The sequence below is a fragment of the Pantoea cypripedii genome (assembly GCF_002095535.1).
GTDB lineage: Bacteria > Pseudomonadota > Gammaproteobacteria > Enterobacterales > Enterobacteriaceae > Pantoea > Pantoea cypripedii.
This window is the reverse complement of record NZ_MLJI01000001.1, coordinates 4470524-4492436: the sequence shown is the minus strand read 5'-3', so window position 1 is coordinate 4492436 and position 21913 is coordinate 4470524. Positions and strand designations below refer to the sequence as shown.

Genomic DNA, 21913 nt, shown 5'->3' with positions numbered 1-21913 from the left:
CCATCGCGGGCTGCCGTCGCCAGTTCCCCCCGTGATCCAGCCGACCGCCACGCTGGCACCGATCAGCAGAACACCCACGCCGAGACAGGCTGCGCCCAGCCCGGCAATCATCAGTGCGCCCGAGGCAATCCCCCCGACCGCCGCAATCAATCCGCCAATCAGCGTGCCGCCAATCATGCCCGCAAGGGCATGAGAATGCCCGATGTCGTCCCCGACGCGTGCAGCTTCAAACATAACAACATTCCTTATCGTTAAGCGTGAAAACGGAAGCTCCTGAGCAGGGAGGCAAAACGCGACGTGTCCGTATCACTCAGAACATCCATCGAAGTCATGGTGAACACCAGCACTCTGCTGTTGTCCGGGGTGAAAACTGCCTGCTGCTGCCAGACGCGTCTGCCATCACGCAGATAACTGGCGTGGACGATTTCGCCCGACAGGAGATTCTCGCCAAGCGCGGCGGAAGTGCGTTGCAACTGTTTCCAGCCTTGCAGATGCTGCGCCATCAGTGCCAGCTGACGATCAATATACGTATCCAGCGCTTCATCAGCGTGGAGCGTATCGCGGGAGATATTGAACGCGGGTAAACCCGCACCTGTTACCGTAAAGACATTGACTGTGCGATCCTGATAGCCGTCAGGCAGCGCAATCAGGCCTTCTGTGAAGAGACAAAATTGAGTTGAGTCGTTCATTGAGCGCATTCCCTATGCTTAAAACGTAAGGGAGTCTCTCACAGGGAGTGGCAATTGACCACAATTTAAGCTGGTACTGAATTTTCTGCTGCCTGGTACAGCGCGATAAATCGCGCTGTTGCAAATTCACTCACTTCACCAGATTTGCCTGCCAGTCACTAAACAGCGTCGGCCAGTTTTTTGCCGGGATATCCTGTTTCTTCACGATGCCAAAACCATGGCCTCCCAGCTGAAACAGATGCAGCTCAACCGCCACCTTGTTTTTGCGCAACACGTCAAACATCCGCAAGGTGTTCTGCGGCGAGGCTGTGCCATCATTCAGCGCCTGGGCAAGGAAAGTGGGAGGCGTATGGGCGGATACCCGGTTTTCCTGTGAATAACGTTGTTTGACGTCATCACTGATATCTTTGCCATACATCGCCGCACGCGTGCCGTTATGCGTGACGCCATCTTTCAGCGACAGCACCGGATAGATCAGCGCAGCAAAATCAGGACGCGCAGAGACCTTGTCCTGCTCATCCTTTGCCGGGTAATTGCTGGCATCAGGATCGTTGCTGACATTGGCCGCCAGGAAGGCACCCGCTGAAAAGCCCATCACGCCAATCTGATTCGACGCGACCTGGTATTGGCCAGCATTGGCGCGAATCAGGCGCATGGCGCGCTGAACATCGGCAAAAGCATCATTGCGGTTAACCTCTGATCCACCGTGTGGCATGCGGTAAAGCAGCACGAACGAGGAATAGCCTTTTTTACTCAGGACCTTTGCCACATCCAGCCCTTCGAGATCTTCCATAATATAAGAAAATCCCCCACCCGGAATGATAAGCACCGCCGAATGATTATTTTCCCCGACCGGTGGAACATAAATCATTTCCGGTGATTCCACCTTTGTGACAGCACGATTATTATCTGCCAGGTTCTTACTAAAGTTAATAAATGTATTATTTCCTGACACTTCATTTGGCCAGATCGGAATTTCCTTATTGGCAAATGCGCTGGGAAGATAAATCAGGGAAATCAATGCGGATAAAAAAATCGACTTCATCTCTCTGGCTCCAAATCCTGAATGAAAACAATAACAAGCGTTCCGGCAGCTCACCATGATGGCACAGCAGCCTGTAGCAGAATCCAATCCCAGAAGAAAAAACCTGACTTTATAATAAGTCCAAATGAATCTACAGAGAAAGGTAGCAAATATTGGCGTTCATTTTCACCCAATATAATTATGGACCAGAAAAATTAGACTTTTCTCATGTTTACGTTAACAACACCCTATGTTATAAGTAAATTTTAAACTATAAGAATCTGTGACCATGGGAATTTACTGGATCATAAGCCTGACGTTGACCTTCGTGGCAATTGTTGAAGTCATGCTTAGTAAAGATGAAAACACAGCACGACTCAGATTATATCTTTATTTTGTTGCCGTGGTCGTGCTTTTTACCTTTGGTGGAATTCGTGGTCTTGGCACCGGCCTGGATGATTTACAGTATCGCCAGTTCTTCTCGCAGTTTATCGATCAGATTATTATTGATGGCTTCTGGAATGCGGTGGTCAACTTCCGCTATGAACCGGCTATTTATGCCATTGCGGGTATTACCCGAATATTTACCGCCAATCCGGACATCTTTATCTTTGTCTTTACCGTGATTGCCGTCTGCGTCAACGCGCATTATTTCCGCAAGCTGACACCGATCCCCTTAGTCGCCCTGGCGGTTTACTCTGCTCACCTGTTTATCAATAAAGACATGAACCAGATTCGCTTTGGTTTGTGCTCGGCATTTTTAATGGGCTTTGTTTATCATTTCGCGCGCAGAAGTAAATCCGGAATGGTAACCACCTTTATTCTGTCGTTTATCAGCCACGCCACCGGCATTGTTGCGTTGCTGGTGCCGATAGCGCTGATCGTGAAGAAACATAAGTACATTCCGATACTTATCGTGTTAGCCAGCCTGCCACTGGCCTTTATGGGCAGCTCGGCGTTGATCACTGCCCTCTCCAGTCATCTGGGTTCGTTAGGCGACAGGGCAATGGGTTACGCCAACCAGGATTCTGCACAGGAACAGGGCATCATCACCCTTTCCAACCTGAAAAATATTGGCTTCGTCTTCATCTTTAGCTTCCTGTTGCTGAGTGACAAAATAAAGAATTTTGAAGATGAGAAATTCCGTCTTTACTACATTCTGGTCATTACCTTTGCGATTGGTAGTGGTTTGAGGATGGCTTTGCAGGATTATGCGTCCGGTGGACGCCTCGCCAACTATTTATTGCAGGTAGAACCGGTCCTTATTTCCCTGTGCATCTGGGAAACGAAGAAATTCATGAAGGTTCTGGCAGTCGGCGTGACGGTATTAATGGTTCTTTACTATCTTTATTACAATACCATTTCAAGCAAGCAATCGATCTCCGGTTACCAGGTTTCACGTACCTTCCAGCTTTTCCGCTAAAAAAATGCGCTGACGTTAACTGCGTCAGCGCTTCGCTTCTATTTAAGAATACCCCGATAGACACATAAGGAAAGTCCGAATATCTTTGCTGTTCGGGGCATTGCTTGCATTTTGAATCTTTTAAAACTCTAATAGCTGAACATCTGCGTCAGCAGTGATCGGATTATTCCTAACAACTCACGTGAAGTTTATTAATGATTTCACTGGCGCAACGTCACTCAATGAAAGAATGCAGATATGAACGAAAAAAATAACTTCGACATCGTCCGACTATCGCTCGCCTTTATCGTGTTACTGGTGCATTCGGCAGAAGTCACCAGAAATCCTGACATTCGTTTCCTTGCTCACTTTCTGAATAGTGATTTTGCCGTAAAAGGATTTTTCGCAATAAGTGGTTTTCTTATTGCAAAAAGTTACTTAAGAAGTAAATCACTCACCTCTTATTTTATTAAGCGTGCGCAACGAATTTTACCCGCGTATATATTCGTGGTGATTATGTGCTTCGTGATTGGACTGTGCCTGACGACGCTGCCCATTGTCGATTTTCTGAAAAACAAAGAAACCGTCAAGTATCTGCTAGCGAACTTCTCGTTCCTCAACTTCATCCAGCCTTCACTGCCGGGCGTGTTCACCAGCAACCCGAACCAGCCGCTGGATGGCTCCCTGTGGACGATTAAGGCTGAGCTGAGTCTCTACGTGCTGCTGCCCTTCGTACTGCCGCTGATGAAGAAAAACCCGCTGAAAGTCTGGGGAGCGATTTTCATCATTTCCTGTGCATGGTTCTTTTACTTCACGGTGATGTATACCGGAGCCAAAGCCGATACGCTGGCGAAACAGTTCATTTCGCTCTCTTCCTACTTCTTCTTTGGCAGCCTGCTGGCGACCCATCAACCCACGTTTGATCGTCTGAAAGAAATCACCATTATTTCACTGGTGGTGTTTCTGCTGTTCAAAGGCACCGATTACTCCTTCCTGGTGGAGCCGATCGCCTTCTCTTCAGTGGTGATTCTGTTCTGCACCAACCTGTGTAGCGAGATCAAAATCAGCCAGTACGGCGACCTGTCATACGGGATGTATCTTTATCACTGGCCGATTATTCAGGTGTTGCAACACTTTGGCGTCTTCAACGCTAACGCCTTCCTCGGCCTGCTGATGACGATTGTGATTACCGTGGCACTGGCTTATACCTCGTGGAACCTGCTGGAAAGCCGCTTCCTGAAACGGGCACATCATACGCCACCGCCCATTGCGGGCAGCGCCGCTCGCGATTGATGTTGTAAACAAAAACCCCGTTCACTACTGAACGGGGTTTTTACTTTTTCAGATGGTGGCCCCCATCGAGAGCCGATAGTGCAGATTGACCTGCTCGATGGTCGGCAGGTGGTTGATCTTTTTAATCACGATTTCGGTGGCCACTTTGCCCATTTCAAAGCGTGGCGTAATCACGCTGGCCAGACGTGGCGTCGTGACCTGACCAATCTCCAGCCCATGAAAACCGGCAATTGCCATCGACTGCGGCACCGCAATCCCTGCTGCATGGCACTCCTGCAATACGCCGACCGCCAGGTCATCGTTAGTACAGAGAATCGCATCCATCTCCGGGTAGAGCTGGCGCGCCAGCGTCATCATGCCGGTACCAATCGATACCGATGACACCTTGTTTGGCACAATGCGCCCGGCAGGTAGACCCGCCGCGGCCACCGCATCACAATAACCAGCATAACGTTGCTCATCACGCCGGTCTGACATGGAACCAAAATAGATCACACGCTTTTTGCCACTCGCCAGCAGCATCGCCGTCATGTCATAGCCCGCACGATAGTTGTCGAACCCGACGTTAATGCGATCGCGCGTTTCGGTCAGCCCCATCACTTCCGCCACCGGAATGGTGGCCGCCTTCAGGTATTTTTCCGCACGGATGGTGTGCACGGATTCGGTAAGGATCAGGCCCTTGATATTCAATGCCAGCACCGTGGCGATCTGCTCCTCTTCCCGCTGTGGGTTGTAGTCATAATTGACCACCAGCGTTTGGTAGCCTTGCGCACTGGTCACGGATTCAATCCCGGCCAGTAAATCGGCAAATATCTGATTATTAAAGGAAGGGATCAGCACGCCAATACGTGGCGGGCTGGCGCTGCTCAGGCCGAGGTTGTCCGGATCGGGCGTGTAGCCGATTTCGGCAATAACGCTGGCAATTTTGTCGGCCGTTTCCGTTTTCACTTTTTCCGGCGTGCGTAAATATCGGCTCACCGTCATTTTGGTGACCCCCGCCAGGGTGGCAATATCATCCAGGGTGATACGTTGCGTTTTCATCGCGATGTCCGCAAAGACGGCCTTTCAATCAACGTATTATGCCTGCTGCCCGGCAAAAAAAGAAACCGCGCCCTGGCGTAATTACCGGCAGGGGAAAATCACTCATTTCAGAATGAAAATTTCAGAAAAATTCCAGTAAAAAACAAGAAGCGCAACATCCCTGTCAGAAGGTAATGACAAAAAACCTATCATTTCATCCGCATAAATCTTAACCCATTTATCCCAGGCAGCAATTTTCGCAACCCCGCTCACATATTTCGGAAAAAATGATCCAAAAATATCCATTTAGAAAATATATTTCACTGTGAGTACCCTGCGTGAATACACGGAACATCGACAACCTACAACATTCCTCTTTCTGGACATGCAACGTTCAGGCGGTAGAGACAAGGGGCTATAACCATGGATTCCAGACAAAAACGCTACAACATGAGATATGTCATTCTCTGCTGCACCGTCGCCGCGTTTGGCGGGTTGCTGATGGGGTATGACTCTTCCATTATCTCCGGTGCAATCGAACCCTTAAGTGAATACTTCCAGCTGACACCCGCTGAAACGGGCTGGGCAGTCTCTAACATTCTGCTCGGCAGTCTGGTGGGCTGTTTTATCGCCCCGCGCCTGAGTGATGTGCTGGGGCGTAAAAAATCGCTCGCCATCACCGCCTTGCTGTTCACCGTTTCGGTGATCGGCACTGCCATCGCCCACAATTTCACGGTATTTGTGCTTTTCCGCATCATCGGTGGCCTGGCAATCGGACTCGCCTCGGTGATCTCGCCTATTTATCTGGCGGAGCTGTCGCCATCGAAGTTTCGTGGTCGCACCACCGCGCTGTATGCGGTGTGCTGCGTCGGCGGGCAATCGGTGGTGCTGCTGACTAACTACTTCATCACCAAATCGATGCTGCCGGAAGCCATGATTGCCATGGGCTGGCGCTATATTCTGGCGACCGCCCTGGTGCCCTGCGCGTTGTTTATCTTCTTTATCGCCTTTATCCCGGAATCACCGCGCTGGAACGTGCTGAAAGGCAAATACGATGCCGCCCTGGACACACTGACCAAAATCTCCAACCGCGAACATGCGGAGAGCGTGTTCAGCGAAATCAAACACTCGTTCTCCGACGAGGCAGCACGTCAGCACAAGGCGCGTTTTCGCCTCGATAAAACCACGGTGCCATTGCTGGTGATCGGTATTGGTCTGGCAGTGGGCAACCAAATCAGCGGCATTAACGTGATTCAATATTTTGGGCCAACGCTGCTGAAAAATGTCTCTGGCAGTGTGGATTCGGCGCTGCTGCAAACCTTCTGGCTGTCCGTTTGTCAGTTTATAGGCGTACTGGTGGGGATGACGCTGATCGATAAAGTGGGGCGGCGTAAGCTGCTGCTGCTCGGGGCCATCACCTCCTGCATCTTCCTGGCTTACTCGTTTATCGCCTTCTATTACCATCTGCCAGGCCTGCTGCCGGTGATTGGTCTGTTCGCCTACATGATTTTCTTCGGTATGACCTGGGGCCAAATTGTCTGGACGGTGCTGGGCGAGATCTTCCCGACCGAAATCCGCTCCATCTGTGTCGGGATCTCCATCTGCGCGATGTCGATGGCGAACTTTATCATCAGTTCCACCTTCCCGATCATGAACAGCAGCCCGATGTTGATCGATATGTTCCACGGTGGTTTCCCGCTGCTGCTGTTCGCGATTTTCTCGCTGGCTATGTACTTCTTCACCTTCCGCTATCTGCCGGAAACGGCGGGCGTATCGCTGGAGAAAATTCACGGTCTGGTGCTGGAGAAATTCAATGTGGATGCGGAACTGCCCGCTGCGACCAGCAGCAGCAAATCCGCTGAGTCACTGAATATTCCACGGCATTAACTCTTTCTGGCGGTGACGCCCGAAAACCGCGCCGCTACCCATGATTGCACAACCCGGTAGCTGCGCGATTTATCGCGCATGATTTGAAGTATCACCCCATCCGCTGCTCATACTGCTCAATCACCGCCAGCGCCAGACCATTGGCCGGATCGATACGCTGCGGCAGAAAATGCAGCGCGGTATGGGCAAAGGTAAAGGCCAGCGTGCTCGCCTGTGCCGTCTGCTGCACCGCCTGAACAAAGGCGGGGGACGCATTCCACTGCGCATCCACCATAATGCTGGCGGGATTGAGCAGCAGCATCACCTGGCTCAACGCGCTACCGAGCTGCGCGCCAGCCTCACTCATCACCGCCCTGACCATTGCCGGTTCGCTCTCGCGATTCTGCCAACGCAGACCCGGTTTTCGCTGGGCCAGCTGGTGCTGAATCGCAGGCTGGCTGACCAGCGCTTCCAGGCAACCGAGACGCCCGCAGCTGCAACGCGCACCATTCGGCTGCACCGTCAAATGGCCCACTTCCCCTGCGGTCCAGCTGCTGCCGGTAAACACTTCGCCCTGCTGTACCAGCGCACCGCCAATGCCCTCCGCTATGCGCAGATAAAAATGACTCTGGTTTTTATCCAGCGCCAGTTGCTGCACCGGCAACAGCGCCGCCGCTTTAACATTATTCATGATGCGCAAAGGCAGGCTGATTTCAGCTTTGAGTGGCGTCAGCAGATCAATATCCTGCCAGCCAAGATGGGAAGAGAAATGCATCCAGCCACGTTGGGGATCAACGATGCCAGGAAATCCGAGCGCGATACCAATTAATTCAGGATGGGCAGCGACCAGCGTCTGGCAGCACTCCGCCAGCTCCTGCAACAGCACGGCGGGGTCATCCGTTTTGGTGCGCCAGGTCTGTTCGGCAATCACCTGCGAGAAATAGTCACATACCTGCCAGTGAATCGTCTGGCGTTCCACCATGATACCGGCGCTTTTCAGCTTTTCCGGCCTGAGTGATATTTCAATCTTCGGACGCCCGGCAGAGGCAACACTGACCGGACCCAGCTCGGTAATCACCCCCAGCTCCAGCAGATCATCCACAATCAGCGAAACGGTATTTTTGCTGAGGTTTAATGCCAGGGCCAGATCCTGGCGGGAGGTTATCCGCGTCTGACGCAGCTGCGTCATGACCCGCTTCAGGTTATTAAGTCGTAATAATGCCGGCCCTTTACCCATCGCTTTCATGCCTTTCTCACCCGGCAAAATGGAAGAGGTTCAGTGTAGCAGTGTCCGGGTGCGCTTTATCTCAGACTTTGCTGGCATTTTTGACGTGGCGCACCCTGATGAAGTGAGGCTGGCGAATTAGTATTCATCGCCGCGTACGCGGCTGCGGTAACTTTCCCAGTCGAAGCGCACCCACAGGCTATTGCCGAGGCGCATACGGTCCATCACGCGCTCGCCCAGCAGCGTGTTCATCCCGGCGGGGTCGAGGTTCGACAACATGCCCGTCGGGCGTTTGGACGAGGATCGGCGATCGACAATCTGGTTAATGATCACTTTTTCATAGCGTGATTCGCTTTGCATGCCGATCTCATCGATCACCAGCAGATCGACATTACTGAGATCCTGCAACAGGCGTTCTTCAGTGATATCGCTGCCGCCGCTGAAGGTGCCTTTCATGCTCGACATCAAATCCGCTACGGTCACAATCAGCACGCTTTTACCACGCAGAATCAGGTCATTACCGATAGCTGCCGCCAGATGGTTTTTGCCGGTACCAGGGCGGCCGGAAAACACAAAGCTGGAAATGCTGTTATCAAAACCCGCCGCGTACTCACGCGCCAGGCTCAATGCTTTGCGTTGCCCTTCGTTTTCCACCCGATAGTTGTCGAACGAGCAATTCATATGCAGTTCGCGGATACCGGAGCGGCCCATAATACGCTGCATCTTCATCGCACGATTCTCACGCACAATGGCTTCGGAGCGTAAACGGCCCTGCTCCTGATTCCAGGCCAGCAGTTCTTCACCGCTGGTGAATTTTGGTTTCACCTCATGCGGCATCAGTTTTTTCAGGCGGCTGAAAAGATCGTTCGGCGTTTTCATCATTCACCTCGAAAACCATCGGGAATATCATAATCAGTATTGCTGATCCGGGTGATATCGCGCTTCGGCTGTCCGCCGTTCGCCGCCCGGTTCATTTGTACGCTACGCGCCAGCTTCTGCTGCCACTGCACATGATGGAACAGACGCCCTTCGGCCTGCCAGTAAGCAATAAAGATGGCCAGCTCAGCCGCCGTCACCGGTTCGCTCAGTGCGATGCCCCAGATGGCGGCCTGGCGCTGAAAATCGTTGTCCGGCAGCCACCCCTCATACATGGCGAATTTCCCCACCGGGGCCGCAATGGGCGTGCTGGGGGTGTCAAACATGCTGTCATCCAGCATGACATCATTGGGTTGCTGTGCCGCGGCTTCCAGCGCCAGCAATTGCGCCAGCCGCTGTGGCGTCAGCGCATAAAACGCCGGTGCGTTGTGATGCAGCACCGCCAGCGTGCCGTTTTCCGCCTGTTGCAATACCGCGAGCGGATCCTGACAAAAGCCATCCAGCCCGACCAGCGTTGAAGTTAAGATTTTGACTGACATGAAGAAACCTGACGTTGACAAGCCCAGTGCAACGGAGCGGATATTCCGCCCGGCGCTAAGGTTGCAGTGTACCTGTTTTAGCGCGTGGAATCGCCAAAAAAGGTCATCGCAGATTAAAAGCTGGCGCTGACGCCAAGGCTATAAATGAACTGCTCACCGCTGCTCATCGCCCCGGTTTGCGAGAATGAGGCAAACGCTGACAGATGTTGCCCCAGCGGCATATTGGCACCCACGCTGACATCCATCCAGTTGTTTTCCCTGCCGATCCCTTCATCACTGCGTGGCGTAAAATTCATCTCGCCCAATTGATGGCTGTAGCTAATCTGTGCGTAGGGCGCTATCCAGCCAAGACTGGAATCAACGCGCCAGCCCAGCGAAGCGACCTGGTCAGGGTTGTTACGATCGATAAATTCACATTGCGGGCAGTTGAGAGACGAGGGATCGACCGCGTATTGCGCCACCGGCCCGGTAGAAATCGCCTCACTCATCGGCATTTGCCAGCCAGCCGAGAGGCGGTTTGCAAACGGATTCGCGCCGACGCTGGCGGCTTCGGTATGGAGGTTAATGATCGCCCCATCAGGTGGGTTAAGCGCCGCATCCATCAGGCCGCGATCGTTGTTGCCGGTCAACGTCAGGTGATTCTGGGAAATTTTTTCCGCCAGGATGGCGTCATAATCAGGCGAGCTGGCACTGGGCGCGTGCTGCTGGCTGCCCTCATCCCACGCGCGTGCAGGCAAAGCGCAGGCTGATAGCCACACACCAACAAGAGCCAGCGCAAGAATGTGCTGGCCTGACCGCTGACTTTTCTGCAACATGAAGGACTCCTGACGAGCCAGATGAGAACCGGGCGTATAGGTATTGGATACAACAGTTATCGGCGCCCTTTGATTAACTATTAACCGATTATTAAATACGTCAAGGAAAGAGAAGTATTTTCCTCATGCTTTAGGAGCAATGCGATGCAACGATGTGGCTGGGTAACACAGGATCCGCTGTATCTGGCGTACCACGACACCGAATGGGGCGTGCCGCAAACTGATAAGCGTGCCTTATTTGAAATGCTGTGTCTGGAAGGACAGCAGGCCGGGCTTTCATGGATTACGGTGTTAAAAAAACGCGAAAATTACCAGCGTGCTTTTCATCAGTTTGACCCACAGAAAGTGGCTGCGATGGATGAAGCCGATCTCGATCGTCTGATGCAGGACAGCGGCCTGATTCGTCAACGCGCCAAACTGTCAGCCACTATTGTGAATGCGCGGGCGTTCCTCGCCATGGAGGCCAGCGGTGAAGACTTTTCTCGCTTTATCTGGGGATTTGTCGATAACACGCCCGTTTTGCATAATTTCTCTGATTATAAGCTGGCACCTACTACCTCAGACGCAGCCATAGCAATGTCTAAAGCGTTGAAGAAGCGTGGTTTTAAATTCATCGGCCCAACGATTTGCCATTCCTATATGCAAGCCTGTGGCCTGATCAACGATCATCAGACTGATTGTTTCTGCCATCCTGCCAACATCTGAGGCGATTCTTTACAATTTAAGACTTATTCTCACGCTTTCCCTCACGATTTAACGGCATAATCAGCACCGTTTTGGGTTTTTCCCCCCATTTAAATCGAAGGGACTTTTATGAATAAGCACACTGTTGCACTGGCCTTGTTACTGAGCGGCAGCCTGGCATTATCTGGCTGTACCACCAACCCTTACACCGGCGAATCACAGGCAGGTAAATCCGGCATTGGCGCGGGCCTCGGAGCCGTACTGGGCGCGGGTGTCGGCATGCTGTCATCCTCGAAAAAAGATCGCGGTAAAGGGGCGCTGATTGGCGCGGCTTCCGGCGCAGCGCTGGGAGGCGGGATCGGTTATTACATGGATGTGCAGGAAGCCAAACTGCGCGACAAAATGCGTGGCACCGGCGTCAGCGTCACGCGCCAGGGTGACAACATCGTGCTGAATATGCCAAACAATGTCACCTTCGATTCCAGCAGCAGCAACCTGAAACCGGCGGGTGCCAATACCCTGACCGGCGTGGCAATGGTACTGAAAGAGTATCCAAAAACCGCCGTCAACGTGGTGGGCTTTACTGACAGCACCGGTACGCGCGCCCTGAATATGCGTCTGTCGCAGCAGCGTGCGGAAAGCGTTGCCAGCGCGCTGATTGTGCAGGGCGTCGAAGCCAGCCGCCTGCGTACCCAGGGCATGGGGCCGGATAGCCCGATTGCCAGCAACAGCACCGAAGCCGGCAAGGCGCAGAACCGCCGCGTTGAGATCACCCTCACCCCGCTGGGATAAGTCTTTTGGGCCTGCGCTGTCAGGCCCATTTCGCACGTTTTTACTCCACTTTTGACGCTTGCTGCTGCCCCTGCCCTCAAATATTATCCCCCCGTAGAGCCGCCGATTTCTTTATGTTAGTTTGATCAAAAATTGATCAATGGAAGCCCATCATGTCGCTGAAAGCCATTGCCTCCGTCCTCGGACTTTCCGTTACCACCGTGAGTCGCGCACTGAATGGCTATGATGATGTGGCTGAAGACACGCGCAAACGTATTGAAGAAGAAGCCAGCCGCCGTGGCTATCGTCCCAATGCTGCGGCTCGCCAACTAAAGACCGGCCGTACCAACACCGTCGGGCTGGTGATACCCGATAGCGTATTGCCGCTGAGCGATAGCCATTTCACCGGCATGCTGCAAACCATTGATCAACGCCTGGCCCGTGAAGACATTGATCTGCTGATGCTGGCCGATAAACCCCAGGATCAACAACGCACGCTGCGTATGTTGCGCAGCCGCGCCATGGATGCGCTGATCGTCACCCATACCACCCCCGACGACATCCGTCTGCAACGTCTGCAACAGAAAGGTTTCCGCTTTCTGTCGCTGGGACGAAGCCAGCTGTCGCAGCCCTATGCCTGGTTTGACTACGATAATCACGCCGGGGTGAAGCTGGCGACAGAACACTTTCTGGCAAAGGGGCTGACCCGGCTGGGATGGATTGGCAGCAACGAACCCAGCTCTTTTGTGCGCGACCGCCGCCAGGGTTTCCTCGATGCCATCGCATCGCATCAGCCGCCGGTTCCTGTGCCGAAGCGGGCTACCGTCGCTCCCTCACGCCGCGCGGGTTATCAGCAAACCTCGGCCTGGCTGGCGAGCGCCCCTCAACCGCAGGCGATCATTACCGATTGCAGCCCGCTGGGAGAAGGTGCCGCCATAGCACTGCAACAGGCCGGGCGGCTCAGCGGACCGCAGGCCATTCCGTTGTTTGTTTATGACGGGCTGCCGCATGATTCGATTATCGATCACCCGGTCAATTCCATCCTGCAATGCTCTCAGCAGCATGTTGGCGAAAAGATTGCCGAGATGGTGCTGCAATTGCTGGACGGCACCCCCCCTGAACAGGTGCAGGCCCTGTGGCAACCGCGTCTGCTCCTCACTTCTGACTAGCCGGTTGTTGCGCAGCGGTGTTCCTGTGGTAGTCTTCGCCTGTTTCTTTTGATTCAGGTATATGCGATGAAGACCAGGCCGCCACGCGCGACTATCAGTGATGTTGCCCGCACGGCAAAGACCGGGAAAACCAGCGTTTCCCGCTATCTGAATGGCGAGCAAAATCTGCTGTCACCCGACCTGAAGGCGCGTATTGAACAGGCGATTGCTGAACTCGATTATCGCCCCAGCCAGATGGCGCGTGGGCTGAAACGTGGACGTACCCGCCTGATTGGCCTGATCATTGCGGACATCACCAATCCCTACTCGGTTGATGTGCTGAGCGGTATTGAAGCCGCCTGCCGCAGCCACGGTTTTACCCTGCTGATGTGTAACACCAACAATGAAGTGGACCTGGAGCAGCATTACCTGCAACTGCTGAGCAGCTATCAGGTGGAAGGCATTGTGGTGAATGCGGTCGGCATGCGTGAAGACGTGCTGCGCCAGCTGCAACAGTCGATGCTGCCGATGGTACTGATTGACCGCAAAATCCCTGATTTCGCCTGTGATGTGGTCGGGCTGAATAACCCGGAAGCGGCGCATCAGGCTACGCAGCACCTGCTGGATAACGGTTATGAAGCGCTGCTGTTTCTCAGCGAGCCACTGGGTAGCGTCAACACCCGCCGCGAGCGCCTGGCGGCGTTCTTCAGCACCGCACAATCGCAGCCTGCGGTTCAGGCAGAAAACACCGAAGTTGCCCTGCATCAGCCCGCGTTGATGGATGCGGCGCTGCGCGATTTCCGCCAGCGTCATGCCGGAAAACGCTGTGCCATCGTCGCCGCTAACGGCGCCCTGACGTTGCAGGTGGCGCGCGCCATGCAACGTCTTAACCTCAACTGGGGCGAATCCATCGGCCTGCTTGGCTTCGATGAACTGGAGTGGGCTGCGCTGGCCGGACCTGGCATCACCACCCTGAAACAACCTACCTGGCAGATCGGCTACGCCGCGCTGGAAAAGGTTATCGCGCGTATTGAAGGCGACGATCAACCGATCTCCGAGCAGGTGTTTTCCGGGGAATTGATCGTACGTGGCTCCAGCCAGCGGCTGCGTTGATTTATTCGTTAAAACCTGCGCGATAAATCGCGCCGCTACAGGTGGTTATTTAATTTCCGACTACTCACATGGATAGGCAATTAAATATTAAATTCCTGAAAATACCGTGGAGATAGCGTATTTTCAGCCCTTATCGAATCACTGCTAAGATAACTCCAAAAAACCCCAATTCGTAGCGGCGCGATTTATCGCGCAATGTGTTTTTATCGCGAAACTAAAACCCGCGCGATAAATCGCGCCGCTACGGCCCACTTCGTGAGCAGGATCATACTTCCGCGATCTGTCGCTTTTCTTTGGAACCGGTTCCATCTAACGTTTTTATAACGTTTGGCAAGCTGTTTACGCCCGGAGAGATGAGATGAAACCAGAAATTATCGTTGTTACAGCCGCTTACGGCACCACCAAAGTAGCAGAACTGGGCGGTCAGGCTGCGCTGCTGCCACTGATTAAGCAGGCAGGGGCGGATGGCGTGGAAATCCGCCGTGAATTATTTGCTGCCGATGAGTTAAGCCAGTTGCCCGCGTTGGGTGAAGCGATTGCTCAGCAGGGGCTGAGCGTGTGCTATTCCGCCCCGGAAACGCTGTATCTGGCTGATGGCGCGCTGAATCCCCATCTGGCACAACTGCTGCGCGAAGCCGGACTGCTCGGGGCACAGCGCCTGAAACTGTCGCTCGGCCATTATGTCGAGCCGCACTTCGATGCCTTACTTACGGTACTGAACGCATCCCCGGTCAAACTGGTGGTGGAAAACGATCAAACCGCCGATTGCAAGCTGGCCCCGATGCAGCGCTTTTTCCATCACGCCTTTGACACCGCGCTGCCGCTGCAAATGACGTTTGATATGGCGAACTGGCACTGGACCGGCGAAGACGCCATGCAGGCGGCACAGCAGCTGAGCCGTTATGTCGGCTACGTGCATGTCAAAACCGCCGTACCCCATCACCACAGTTTCCGCGCCATCGCACTGGACGACAGCCCCGAAGACTGGCGCGTCCTGTTGCAGGCGCTGCCCGGCGAAGTACCTCGCGGCATCGAATTCCCGCTGGAAGGCGACGATTTAGTGGCGGTCACGCGTCACTACGTTGACCTGCTGCGCGCCTGCTAAGGAGCTGACAATGATGACCCCGACACAACTGGATGTGGTGACCATTGGTGAAGCGATGGCGATGTTTATCGCGGAGCAAACCGGCGATCTGGCCGCTGCCGAGCGTTTTACCAAACGCATCGCCGGTGCCGAACTTAACGTGGCAATTGGTCTGGCGCGCCTGGGATTGCAGGTGGGTTGGGTGAGCCGGGTGGGTGACGACAGCTTTGGTCGCTTTACCCTGCAACAGCTGGCAAAAGAAGCGGTGGATCATCGCTGCGTCACCGTTGATACGCGTTATCGCACCGGTTTTCAGCTCAAATCCCGCGTCGATGATGGCTCCGACCCTGAAGTGGAGTACTTCCGTGCCGGTTCCGCCGCCAGCCATCTGTCGCCGGATGATTTCAATGCCAGCTATTTCGGCCATGCGCGCCATCTGCATCTGAGCGGCGTAGCGGCAGCGATTTCCGAGACCTCGCTGGCGCTCTGCAAACATGCCGCCAAAGAGATGCGCGCGCAGGGCAAAACCATCTCCTTCGATCCCAACCTGCGGCCGGTGTTATGGCGCAGCGAAGATGAGATGCGTAAACAGCTGAACCTGCTGGCGGAGTACGCCGACTGGGTACTTCCGGGTGAGCGCGAGGGATTGATTCTCACCGGCTATCGTCAGCCGGAAGCCATCGCTGATTTCTACCTGGATAAAGGGGTCAGAGCGGTGGTGATCAAAACCGGCAGCGACGGTGCCTGGTTCAAAACTGCCGACGGTGACAAAGGTCTGGTGGCCCCGATGCGCGTTGACAAGGTGGTCGATACCGTCGGTGCCGGTGACGGTTTTGCCGTCGGCCTGATCAGCGCCCTGCTGGAGGGCAAAACGCTGCCGCAGGCGATCCTGCGCGGCAACAGAATCGGCTCGCTGGCTATTCAGGTGGCGGGCGACAGCGAAGGGCTGCCGACACGCGCCACCCTTGGCGATTTTTAATCTGTAACGGCGCGATTGATTGCGCCGTTACAACCAGAGGATAAACGTATGAAAACGCAGACAATCGCGCCAAAACGCTGGTGGTTTATCATGCCCATCGTGTTTATCACCTACAGTCTGGCGTATCTCGACCGCGCGAACTTTAGCTTCGCCTCGGCCGCAGGCATTAACGACGACCTCGGCATCACCAAAGGCATGTCATCGCTGCTCGGCGCGTTGTTCTTCCTTGGCTACTTCTTTTTCCAGATCCCCGGTGCGGTGTATGCCGAACGCCGCAGCGTGAAAAAACTGATTTTCTGCTGCCTGGTGCTGTGGGGGCTGTGCGCCTCGCTGACCGGGGTAGTGAGCAATATCCCAATGCTGGCGGCTATCCGTTTTGTGCTCGGCGTGGTAGAAGCGGCGGTGATGCCCGCGATGCTGATTTACATCAGCAACTGGTTCACCAAATCCGAACGTTCACGCGCCAACACCTTTCTGATCCTTGGTAACCCGGTGACGGTGCTGTGGATGTCGGTGGTGTCGGGCTATCTGATCGATTCCTTTGGCTGGCGTGAGATGTTTATCTTCGAAGGGATTCCGGCAGTGATCTGGGCCGTCGCCTGGTGGTTCCTGGTGCAGGACAAACCGGCGCAGGCGAAATGGATGAGCGACAGCGAAAAAGCCGCGTTGCAGGCGCAATTGCAGAAAGAGCAGGAAGGCATCAAAGCGGTGCGTAATTACGGCGAAGCCTTCCGTAACCGTAATGTTGTGCTGTTATGCCTGCAATATTTTGCCTGGAGTATCGGCGTGTATGGCTTCGTACTGTGGCTGCCGTCCATCCTGCGTAACGGTACGCAGATGGGGATGGTGGAAGCGGGCTGGTTGTCGGCGGTGCCTTATCTGGTGGCCACCATCGCGATGATCGTGGTGTCGTGGGCCTCGGATAAAATGCAGAACCGTAAACTGTTTGTCTGGCCGTTGCTGCTGATTGGCGCGCTGGCCTTCCTCGGTTCGTATCTGGTGGGTTCCAGCAATTTCTGGTTGTCGTATGCGTTGCTGGTGATTGCCGGTGGTGCGATGTACGCCCCTTACGGTCCGTTCTTCGCCATCATCCCGGAGATGCTGCCGCGTAATGTGGCAGGTGGCGCGATGGCACTGATTAATAGCATGGGCGCACTCGGTTCCTTCGTCGGCTCATGGATTGTGGGTTATCTTAATGGCGCAACCGGCAACCCATCGGCCTCTTACATTTTTATGGGGGCAGCCCTGCTGGCGTCAGTCTGGCTGACGCTGGTCGTCAAACCCGCTGAAAACAAAACGCCGCCGTTGCACGGGGCAAAACACGCCTGAAAGCGTAAGCTGAAATGACTTTTCCGGGCGACGCGGGTCGCCCGTCACTCGTTCTACAGGGAGCAAAAGATGAAACCTGCTGTGATTGTTTATAAGGGTCAGAAAAGCCTGCCGGAAGAACTGTACGCGAAACTCGACGCGCACTTCACTGTCACCGAAGTCAACGACATTTCCCCAGAAACCGTCAATCAATACGCAGCCCAGTTTCAACAGGCTCAGGGCTTACTGGGTTCAGGCGGGAAAGTGAATGCGGACCTTCTGGCAAAAATGCCTGCCTTGCGTGCCTGTTCAACCATCTCTGTCGGCTATGACAACTTTGATGTCGCGGCGTTAAACCAGCGTGGTGTGGTATTGATGCACACACCCACGGTGCTGACCGAAACCGTGGCCGACACCATGATGGCGCTGGTGCTGAGCAGCGCCCGCCGCGTAACGGAACTGGATGCCTGGGTGAAAGCCGGTCAGTGGCAGAAAAGCATTGGTCCGGAAAAATACGGCATCGATGTGCATCACAAAACCCTCGGTATCCTCGGCATGGGTCGCATCGGTCTGGCGCTGGCGCAGCGCGCGCATTTCGGCTTCGGTATGAAGATTCTGTACAACGCACGTCGTCAGCATAGCGAAGCGGAAACCCGTTTTGGCGCACGCGCCTGCGACCTGGAGACGCTGCTGAAGGAAAGCGATTTTGTCTGCATCAGCCTGCCGCTGACTGAACAGACACATCATATGATCAGCACCGCACAGCTGAAAATGATGAAACCGAGCGCCATTCTGATCAATGCCGGACGCGGTCCGGTGGTCGATGAGCAGGCGCTGATCACGGCATTACAGGACGGCACCATTCACGCCGCGGGTCTGGACGTGTTCGAGCAGGAGCCCATCCCTGCCGATTCCGCACTGCTGAAGCTGCCAAATGTGGTGACGCTGCCGCACATCGGTTCCGCCACCCATGAAACCCGCTACGGCATGCTGAGCGATGCGGTGGATAACCTGATCGCCGCGCTGACCGGCAAAATCGAGAAGAATTGTGTCAATCCTGAGGTTGTGAAATAAGGCTTTGCACCTTTTCCCCGCCTGACCATTGCGCCTGCCTGTTGCGGGCGCTATGGTTGTCCCCAATCAGTCATCACAAAGTTTTAACCTGCTATGTCTTTTTCACAGTTCGGCGACAAATTTACGCAACATTCCGGCATCTCACGTCTGATGGAAGATATGGGTGAAGGGTTGCGTACCCCCGGCACCATCATGCTTGGCGGCGGCAATCCGGCGCAAATCCCGGCCATTAACGACTATTTCCACCAGCTTTTGCAGCAGATGCATCAGGAAGGCAAGCTGAGCGAGGCGCTGTGCAATTACGACGGCCCGCGTGGTAAAGCGTTGCTGCTCGATGCGCTGGCAGCCATGCTGCGCGAGGAGTTCGGCTGGCCATTAACGGCGCAGAATATCGCGCTCACCAACGGCAGCCAGAGCGCGTTTTTTTATCTGTTTAACCTGTTCGCCGGACACCGCGCCGACGGCAGCAAAAAACGCGTGCTGTTCCCGCTGGCCCCGGAATACCTCGGTTACGCTGATGCCGGGCTGGAAGAAGGCTTGTTTGTTTCCGCGAAGCCGAACATCGAACTGCTGCCGGAAGGCCAGTTTAAATACCACGTCGATTTTGACCATTTGCCGCTGAATGACGAGGTTGGCCTGATCTGCGTATCACGCCCGACCAATCCGACCGGCAACGTGATCACCGATGATGAACTGTTGCAGCTGGATGCGCTGGCCCAGCAGCACCAGGTGCCGCTGCTGATTGATAACGCCTATGGCGTGCCCTTCCCCGGCATTATCTTTAGCGAAGCGCGTCCGCTGTGGAATCCCAACATTATCCTGTGCATGAGCCTGTCAAAACTCGGCCTGCCCGGTGCGCGTTGCGGCATTATCGTTGCCGATGAAAAGACCATCAGCGCCATTGGCAACATGAACGGGATTATCAGCCTCGCGCCTGGCAGCATCGGCCCGGCGATCGCCAACGAGATGATTGTACGCGGGGATTTATTGCGTCTGTCGGAAGAGGTGATCAAACCGTTTTACCAGCACAAAGTTAGCGAGACGATCGCCATCATTCGCCGCTATTTACCGGAAGATCGCTGCCTGATTCATAAACCGGAAGGGGCGATTTTCCTCTGGTTGTGGTTCCGCGATTTGCCGATCTCCACCGAAGCGCTGTATCAGCGTTTGAAAGCGCGCGGCGTGCTGATGGTACCCGGCCACTTCTTCTTCCCCGGTCTGGAACAGGAATGGCCGCATACCCATCAATGCATGCGCATGAATTATGTGCCGGACGCAGAGAACATTGAACGCGCGGTGCAGATTCTGGCGGAAGAACTCGAAGACGCCTGGCGCGCTTAATCCTGCTTTGCTTCTACCAATGACAGCTGGCACCACTGTGCCAGCTGGCGAATCGCCTGCTCCACTTCCGCATTCCAGCCAAACCCGGCATTGAGCCGAAAACAGTGGTCGTAGCGGTGATCGGTGGCGAATATATGCCCTGGCGCGATGCCAATCCCGGCGTTGCGCGCCTTGAGAAACAGCGCACGCACGTTCAGCGCCTGCTCCGGCATCTCAACCCACAACACATAACCGCCTTCCGGATCGGACACCCGCGTGCCCGCAGGAAAATAGCGCAGCACCGCCTGGCGCATCTGGCGGATTTGGTTCGCCAGCTCGCGGCGCAGCTTACGCAGATGGGCATCGTAACCGCCATTGCGCAGCAGCTCGGCAATCGCCGCCTGCGACAGCACCGAGGTGCCCATGGTTGAGGTGTATTTTAGCGAGGCGATTTTGCGCATGTAGTTGGCGCTGTGCACCCAGCCAATACGGATGCCGGGGGCCACGGTTTTCGAGAAGCCGCTGCATAAAATAACGTTCGGGCTGAAGGCGCGCATCGGGAACGGGCGGCGTTCACCAAACGCGGTATCCCCGAAGATATCATCCTCAATAATCACCACATCGTTTTCATCCGCCTGACGCGCAATATAGGCCTTCTGCTCGTTAGGAATACTTTTGCCCAGCGGGTTGTTGATGTTGTTAATGCTGAGATACGCCTGCACCGCTTTGCGCTGGAACAGCGACGTCAGTTTTTCCACGTTGACGTAGCCTTCCGCGCCCGCCTCCACTTCAATCACCCGCAGATTGAGGTTGTGCAACATTTGCAGCAGCACGAAATAGCACGGCGATTCCACCGCCACGATATCGCCGGGCCGCGTGGTGGCGCGCAGCGACAGCGAGATCGCCTCGATGCAACCATTGGTGATCAGGATGTCATCGGCGTTGATGTTGCAGCCATAATCCACCGCGCGGCGGGCAATCTCCGCTTTGAGCGGCGCATAGCCGGTGCCCTTGACGGTGTTGCCCAGCAACGCCGGTTTGCTGTAGCCCATCTGGCGCATCAGCAGGCCAATTTTCTTTACCGGATACAGTGAGATATCGCCGTTTGCCAGGTCCAGACGTACCCGACAATCCGAGCCGACCATCGCCAGATGCAGCTCAGTCTGCTCATCCAGCGGGGCGATTTCGCGCGGCTGCTCATGGCTCACCACCGGCAATTTTTTGTCCGCCTTACGCGGCGCAACAAAAAAGCCGGACTTAGGACGCGCCACCGCATAATGCTCATCCTCAAGGGTGCGTAATGTTTTCAACGCGGTGGTCATGCTGACATGGTACTGCGTCGCCAGGGTACGCACCGAAGGCAGGCGGCTGTCCGGCGGCAGCGATCCGCTGTGAATCGCCTGTTTGATCTGTTCTGCTATCTGACGGTAACGACTGCTCTGACTCTCCTGTTCTTCCGTCTCACCCGCCATCTGTTCCACCCCATATCGTGCTGATCTGTGCGTATCCATCAGATTACATTCAAAGTAGTTTAGGCTGCATCTCCTAAATAACGATGCGCAGCGGTGGCAAGCCAACAGCCACACAGCATAAGACCGAGACATTCATTCCGTAACACCTTCGTGGCCCGTGAGCAAGGTTGTCGTATTCAAGGCGACTGCGATTTTATTAGCCAAAGGAAAA

General features: G+C 54.6%; 21 protein-coding genes and 1 pseudogene. 12 read left to right on the top strand and 10 right to left on the bottom strand.

The genetic code is table 11. The annotated features are described in order from the left end of the window. The 3 genes and pseudogenes from HA50_RS21035 to HA50_RS21025 form a co-directional block, all read right to left on the bottom strand. Window positions 1-234: pseudogene (locus HA50_RS21035) on the bottom strand (hypothetical protein); the annotation flags it as partial. A 17-nt stretch (window positions 235-251) separates the two neighbouring features. Continuing rightward, a complete protein-coding gene (locus HA50_RS21030; RefSeq protein ID WP_084878646.1) occupies window positions 252-689 on the bottom strand; it encodes a DcrB-related protein in 438 nt (145 codons plus the stop codon). A 130-nt stretch (window positions 690-819) separates the two neighbouring features. Then, the gene (locus tag HA50_RS21025) at window positions 820-1560 is read right to left on the bottom strand and encodes an alpha/beta hydrolase (RefSeq protein ID WP_244193598.1); all 741 of its coding nucleotides are present in this window, start codon (window positions 1558-1560) and stop codon (window positions 820-822) included. A gap of 442 nt (window positions 1561-2002) precedes the next feature. Here HA50_RS21025 and HA50_RS21020 point away from each other — a divergent pair, with 442 nt between their 5' ends. Then, window positions 2003-3136 (top strand): EpsG family protein, encoded by a 1134-nt coding sequence (locus HA50_RS21020; RefSeq protein WP_084878239.1) that lies wholly within the window; start codon window positions 2003-2005, stop codon window positions 3134-3136. A 237-nt stretch (window positions 3137-3373) separates the two neighbouring features. Next, window positions 3374-4408, top strand: coding sequence for an acyltransferase family protein (locus HA50_RS21015; protein WP_084878236.1), 1035 nt, complete (start codon window positions 3374-3376; stop codon window positions 4406-4408). Between the two features lie 48 nt (window positions 4409-4456). On the opposite strand, the gene HA50_RS21010 is transcribed toward HA50_RS21015, so the two are convergent. Together HA50_RS21010 and HA50_RS21005 are read right to left on the bottom strand one after the other, a co-directional pair. Next, the gene (locus HA50_RS21010) at window positions 4457-5449 is read right to left on the bottom strand and encodes a LacI family DNA-binding transcriptional regulator (RefSeq protein WP_084878234.1); all 993 of its coding nucleotides are present in this window, start codon (window positions 5447-5449) and stop codon (window positions 4457-4459) included. A gap of 102 nt (window positions 5450-5551) precedes the next feature. Next, window positions 5552-5734 (bottom strand): hypothetical protein, encoded by a 183-nt coding sequence (locus HA50_RS21005; protein WP_084878231.1) that lies wholly within the window; start codon window positions 5732-5734, stop codon window positions 5552-5554. 117 nt (window positions 5735-5851) lie between these two features. Between HA50_RS21005 and HA50_RS21000 the strand changes: the two genes are divergently transcribed. Further along, window positions 5852-7315, top strand: a complete 1464-nt coding sequence (locus HA50_RS21000; RefSeq protein WP_084878229.1) for a sugar porter family MFS transporter — start codon at window positions 5852-5854, stop codon at window positions 7313-7315. 91 nt (window positions 7316-7406) lie between these two features. Here the strand turns inward: HA50_RS21000 and HA50_RS20995 are convergent, their stop codons facing one another. The 4 genes from HA50_RS20995 to HA50_RS20980 form a co-directional block, all read right to left on the bottom strand. Further along, window positions 7407-8540, bottom strand: a complete 1134-nt coding sequence (locus HA50_RS20995; protein ID WP_084878227.1) for an ROK family protein — start codon at window positions 8538-8540, stop codon at window positions 7407-7409. Between the two features lie 117 nt (window positions 8541-8657). Then, a complete protein-coding gene (dnaC, locus tag HA50_RS20990) occupies window positions 8658-9398 on the bottom strand; it encodes a replicative helicase loader DnaC (protein WP_084878225.1) in 741 nt (246 codons plus the stop codon). Next, window positions 9398-9934, bottom strand: a complete 537-nt coding sequence (dnaT, locus tag HA50_RS20985; RefSeq protein WP_084878222.1) for a primosomal protein DnaT — start codon at window positions 9932-9934, stop codon at window positions 9398-9400. The genes dnaC and dnaT overlap by 1 nt, the downstream gene beginning before the upstream one ends. A gap of 113 nt (window positions 9935-10047) precedes the next feature. Then, the gene (locus HA50_RS20980) at window positions 10048-10749 is read right to left on the bottom strand and encodes an autotransporter domain-containing protein (RefSeq protein WP_084878220.1); all 702 of its coding nucleotides are present in this window, start codon (window positions 10747-10749) and stop codon (window positions 10048-10050) included. A gap of 144 nt (window positions 10750-10893) precedes the next feature. Here HA50_RS20980 and HA50_RS20975 point away from each other — a divergent pair, with 144 nt between their 5' ends. The 9 genes from HA50_RS20975 (at window position 10894) to HA50_RS20935 (ending at window position 20251) form a co-directional block, all read left to right on the top strand. Further along, window positions 10894-11454, top strand: coding sequence for a DNA-3-methyladenine glycosylase I (locus HA50_RS20975; RefSeq protein ID WP_084878217.1), 561 nt, complete (start codon window positions 10894-10896; stop codon window positions 11452-11454). A gap of 108 nt (window positions 11455-11562) precedes the next feature. After that, window positions 11563-12225: an OmpA family lipoprotein gene (locus HA50_RS20970; protein WP_084878214.1), complete on the top strand. Its 663-nt coding sequence runs from the start codon at window positions 11563-11565 to the stop codon at window positions 12223-12225. 152 nt (window positions 12226-12377) lie between these two features. Then, window positions 12378-13373: a LacI family DNA-binding transcriptional regulator gene (locus HA50_RS20965; protein WP_084878211.1), complete on the top strand. Its 996-nt coding sequence runs from the start codon at window positions 12378-12380 to the stop codon at window positions 13371-13373. A gap of 66 nt (window positions 13374-13439) precedes the next feature. After that, the gene (locus tag HA50_RS20960) at window positions 13440-14465 is read left to right on the top strand and encodes a LacI family DNA-binding transcriptional regulator (RefSeq protein WP_084878209.1); all 1026 of its coding nucleotides are present in this window, start codon (window positions 13440-13442) and stop codon (window positions 14463-14465) included. Between the two features lie 358 nt (window positions 14466-14823). Further along, window positions 14824-15570, top strand: coding sequence for a sugar phosphate isomerase/epimerase family protein (locus tag HA50_RS20955; protein WP_084878207.1), 747 nt, complete (start codon window positions 14824-14826; stop codon window positions 15568-15570). A gap of 13 nt (window positions 15571-15583) precedes the next feature. Continuing rightward, window positions 15584-16528 carry a sugar kinase gene (locus tag HA50_RS20950; RefSeq protein WP_084878643.1) on the top strand — a complete coding sequence of 315 codons (945 nt, stop codon included), beginning with the start codon at window positions 15584-15586 and terminating at the stop codon, window positions 16526-16528. A 48-nt stretch (window positions 16529-16576) separates the two neighbouring features. Continuing rightward, window positions 16577-17857, top strand: a complete 1281-nt coding sequence (locus HA50_RS20945) for an MFS transporter (RefSeq protein ID WP_084878205.1) — start codon at window positions 16577-16579, stop codon at window positions 17855-17857. A gap of 69 nt (window positions 17858-17926) precedes the next feature. Further along, window positions 17927-18910: a glyoxylate/hydroxypyruvate reductase GhrB gene (gene ghrB / locus HA50_RS20940; RefSeq protein ID WP_084878204.1), complete on the top strand. Its 984-nt coding sequence runs from the start codon at window positions 17927-17929 to the stop codon at window positions 18908-18910. 93 nt (window positions 18911-19003) lie between these two features. Continuing rightward, window positions 19004-20251: a valine--pyruvate transaminase gene (locus tag HA50_RS20935; protein WP_084878203.1), complete on the top strand. Its 1248-nt coding sequence runs from the start codon at window positions 19004-19006 to the stop codon at window positions 20249-20251. Here the strand turns inward: HA50_RS20935 and HA50_RS20930 are convergent. Next, window positions 20248-21702, bottom strand: a complete 1455-nt coding sequence (locus HA50_RS20930; protein ID WP_084878201.1) for an aminotransferase-like domain-containing protein — start codon at window positions 21700-21702, stop codon at window positions 20248-20250. The two genes, HA50_RS20935 and HA50_RS20930, sit on opposite strands and share 4 nt — an antisense overlap. Window positions 21703-21913 lie beyond the last annotated feature (211 nt).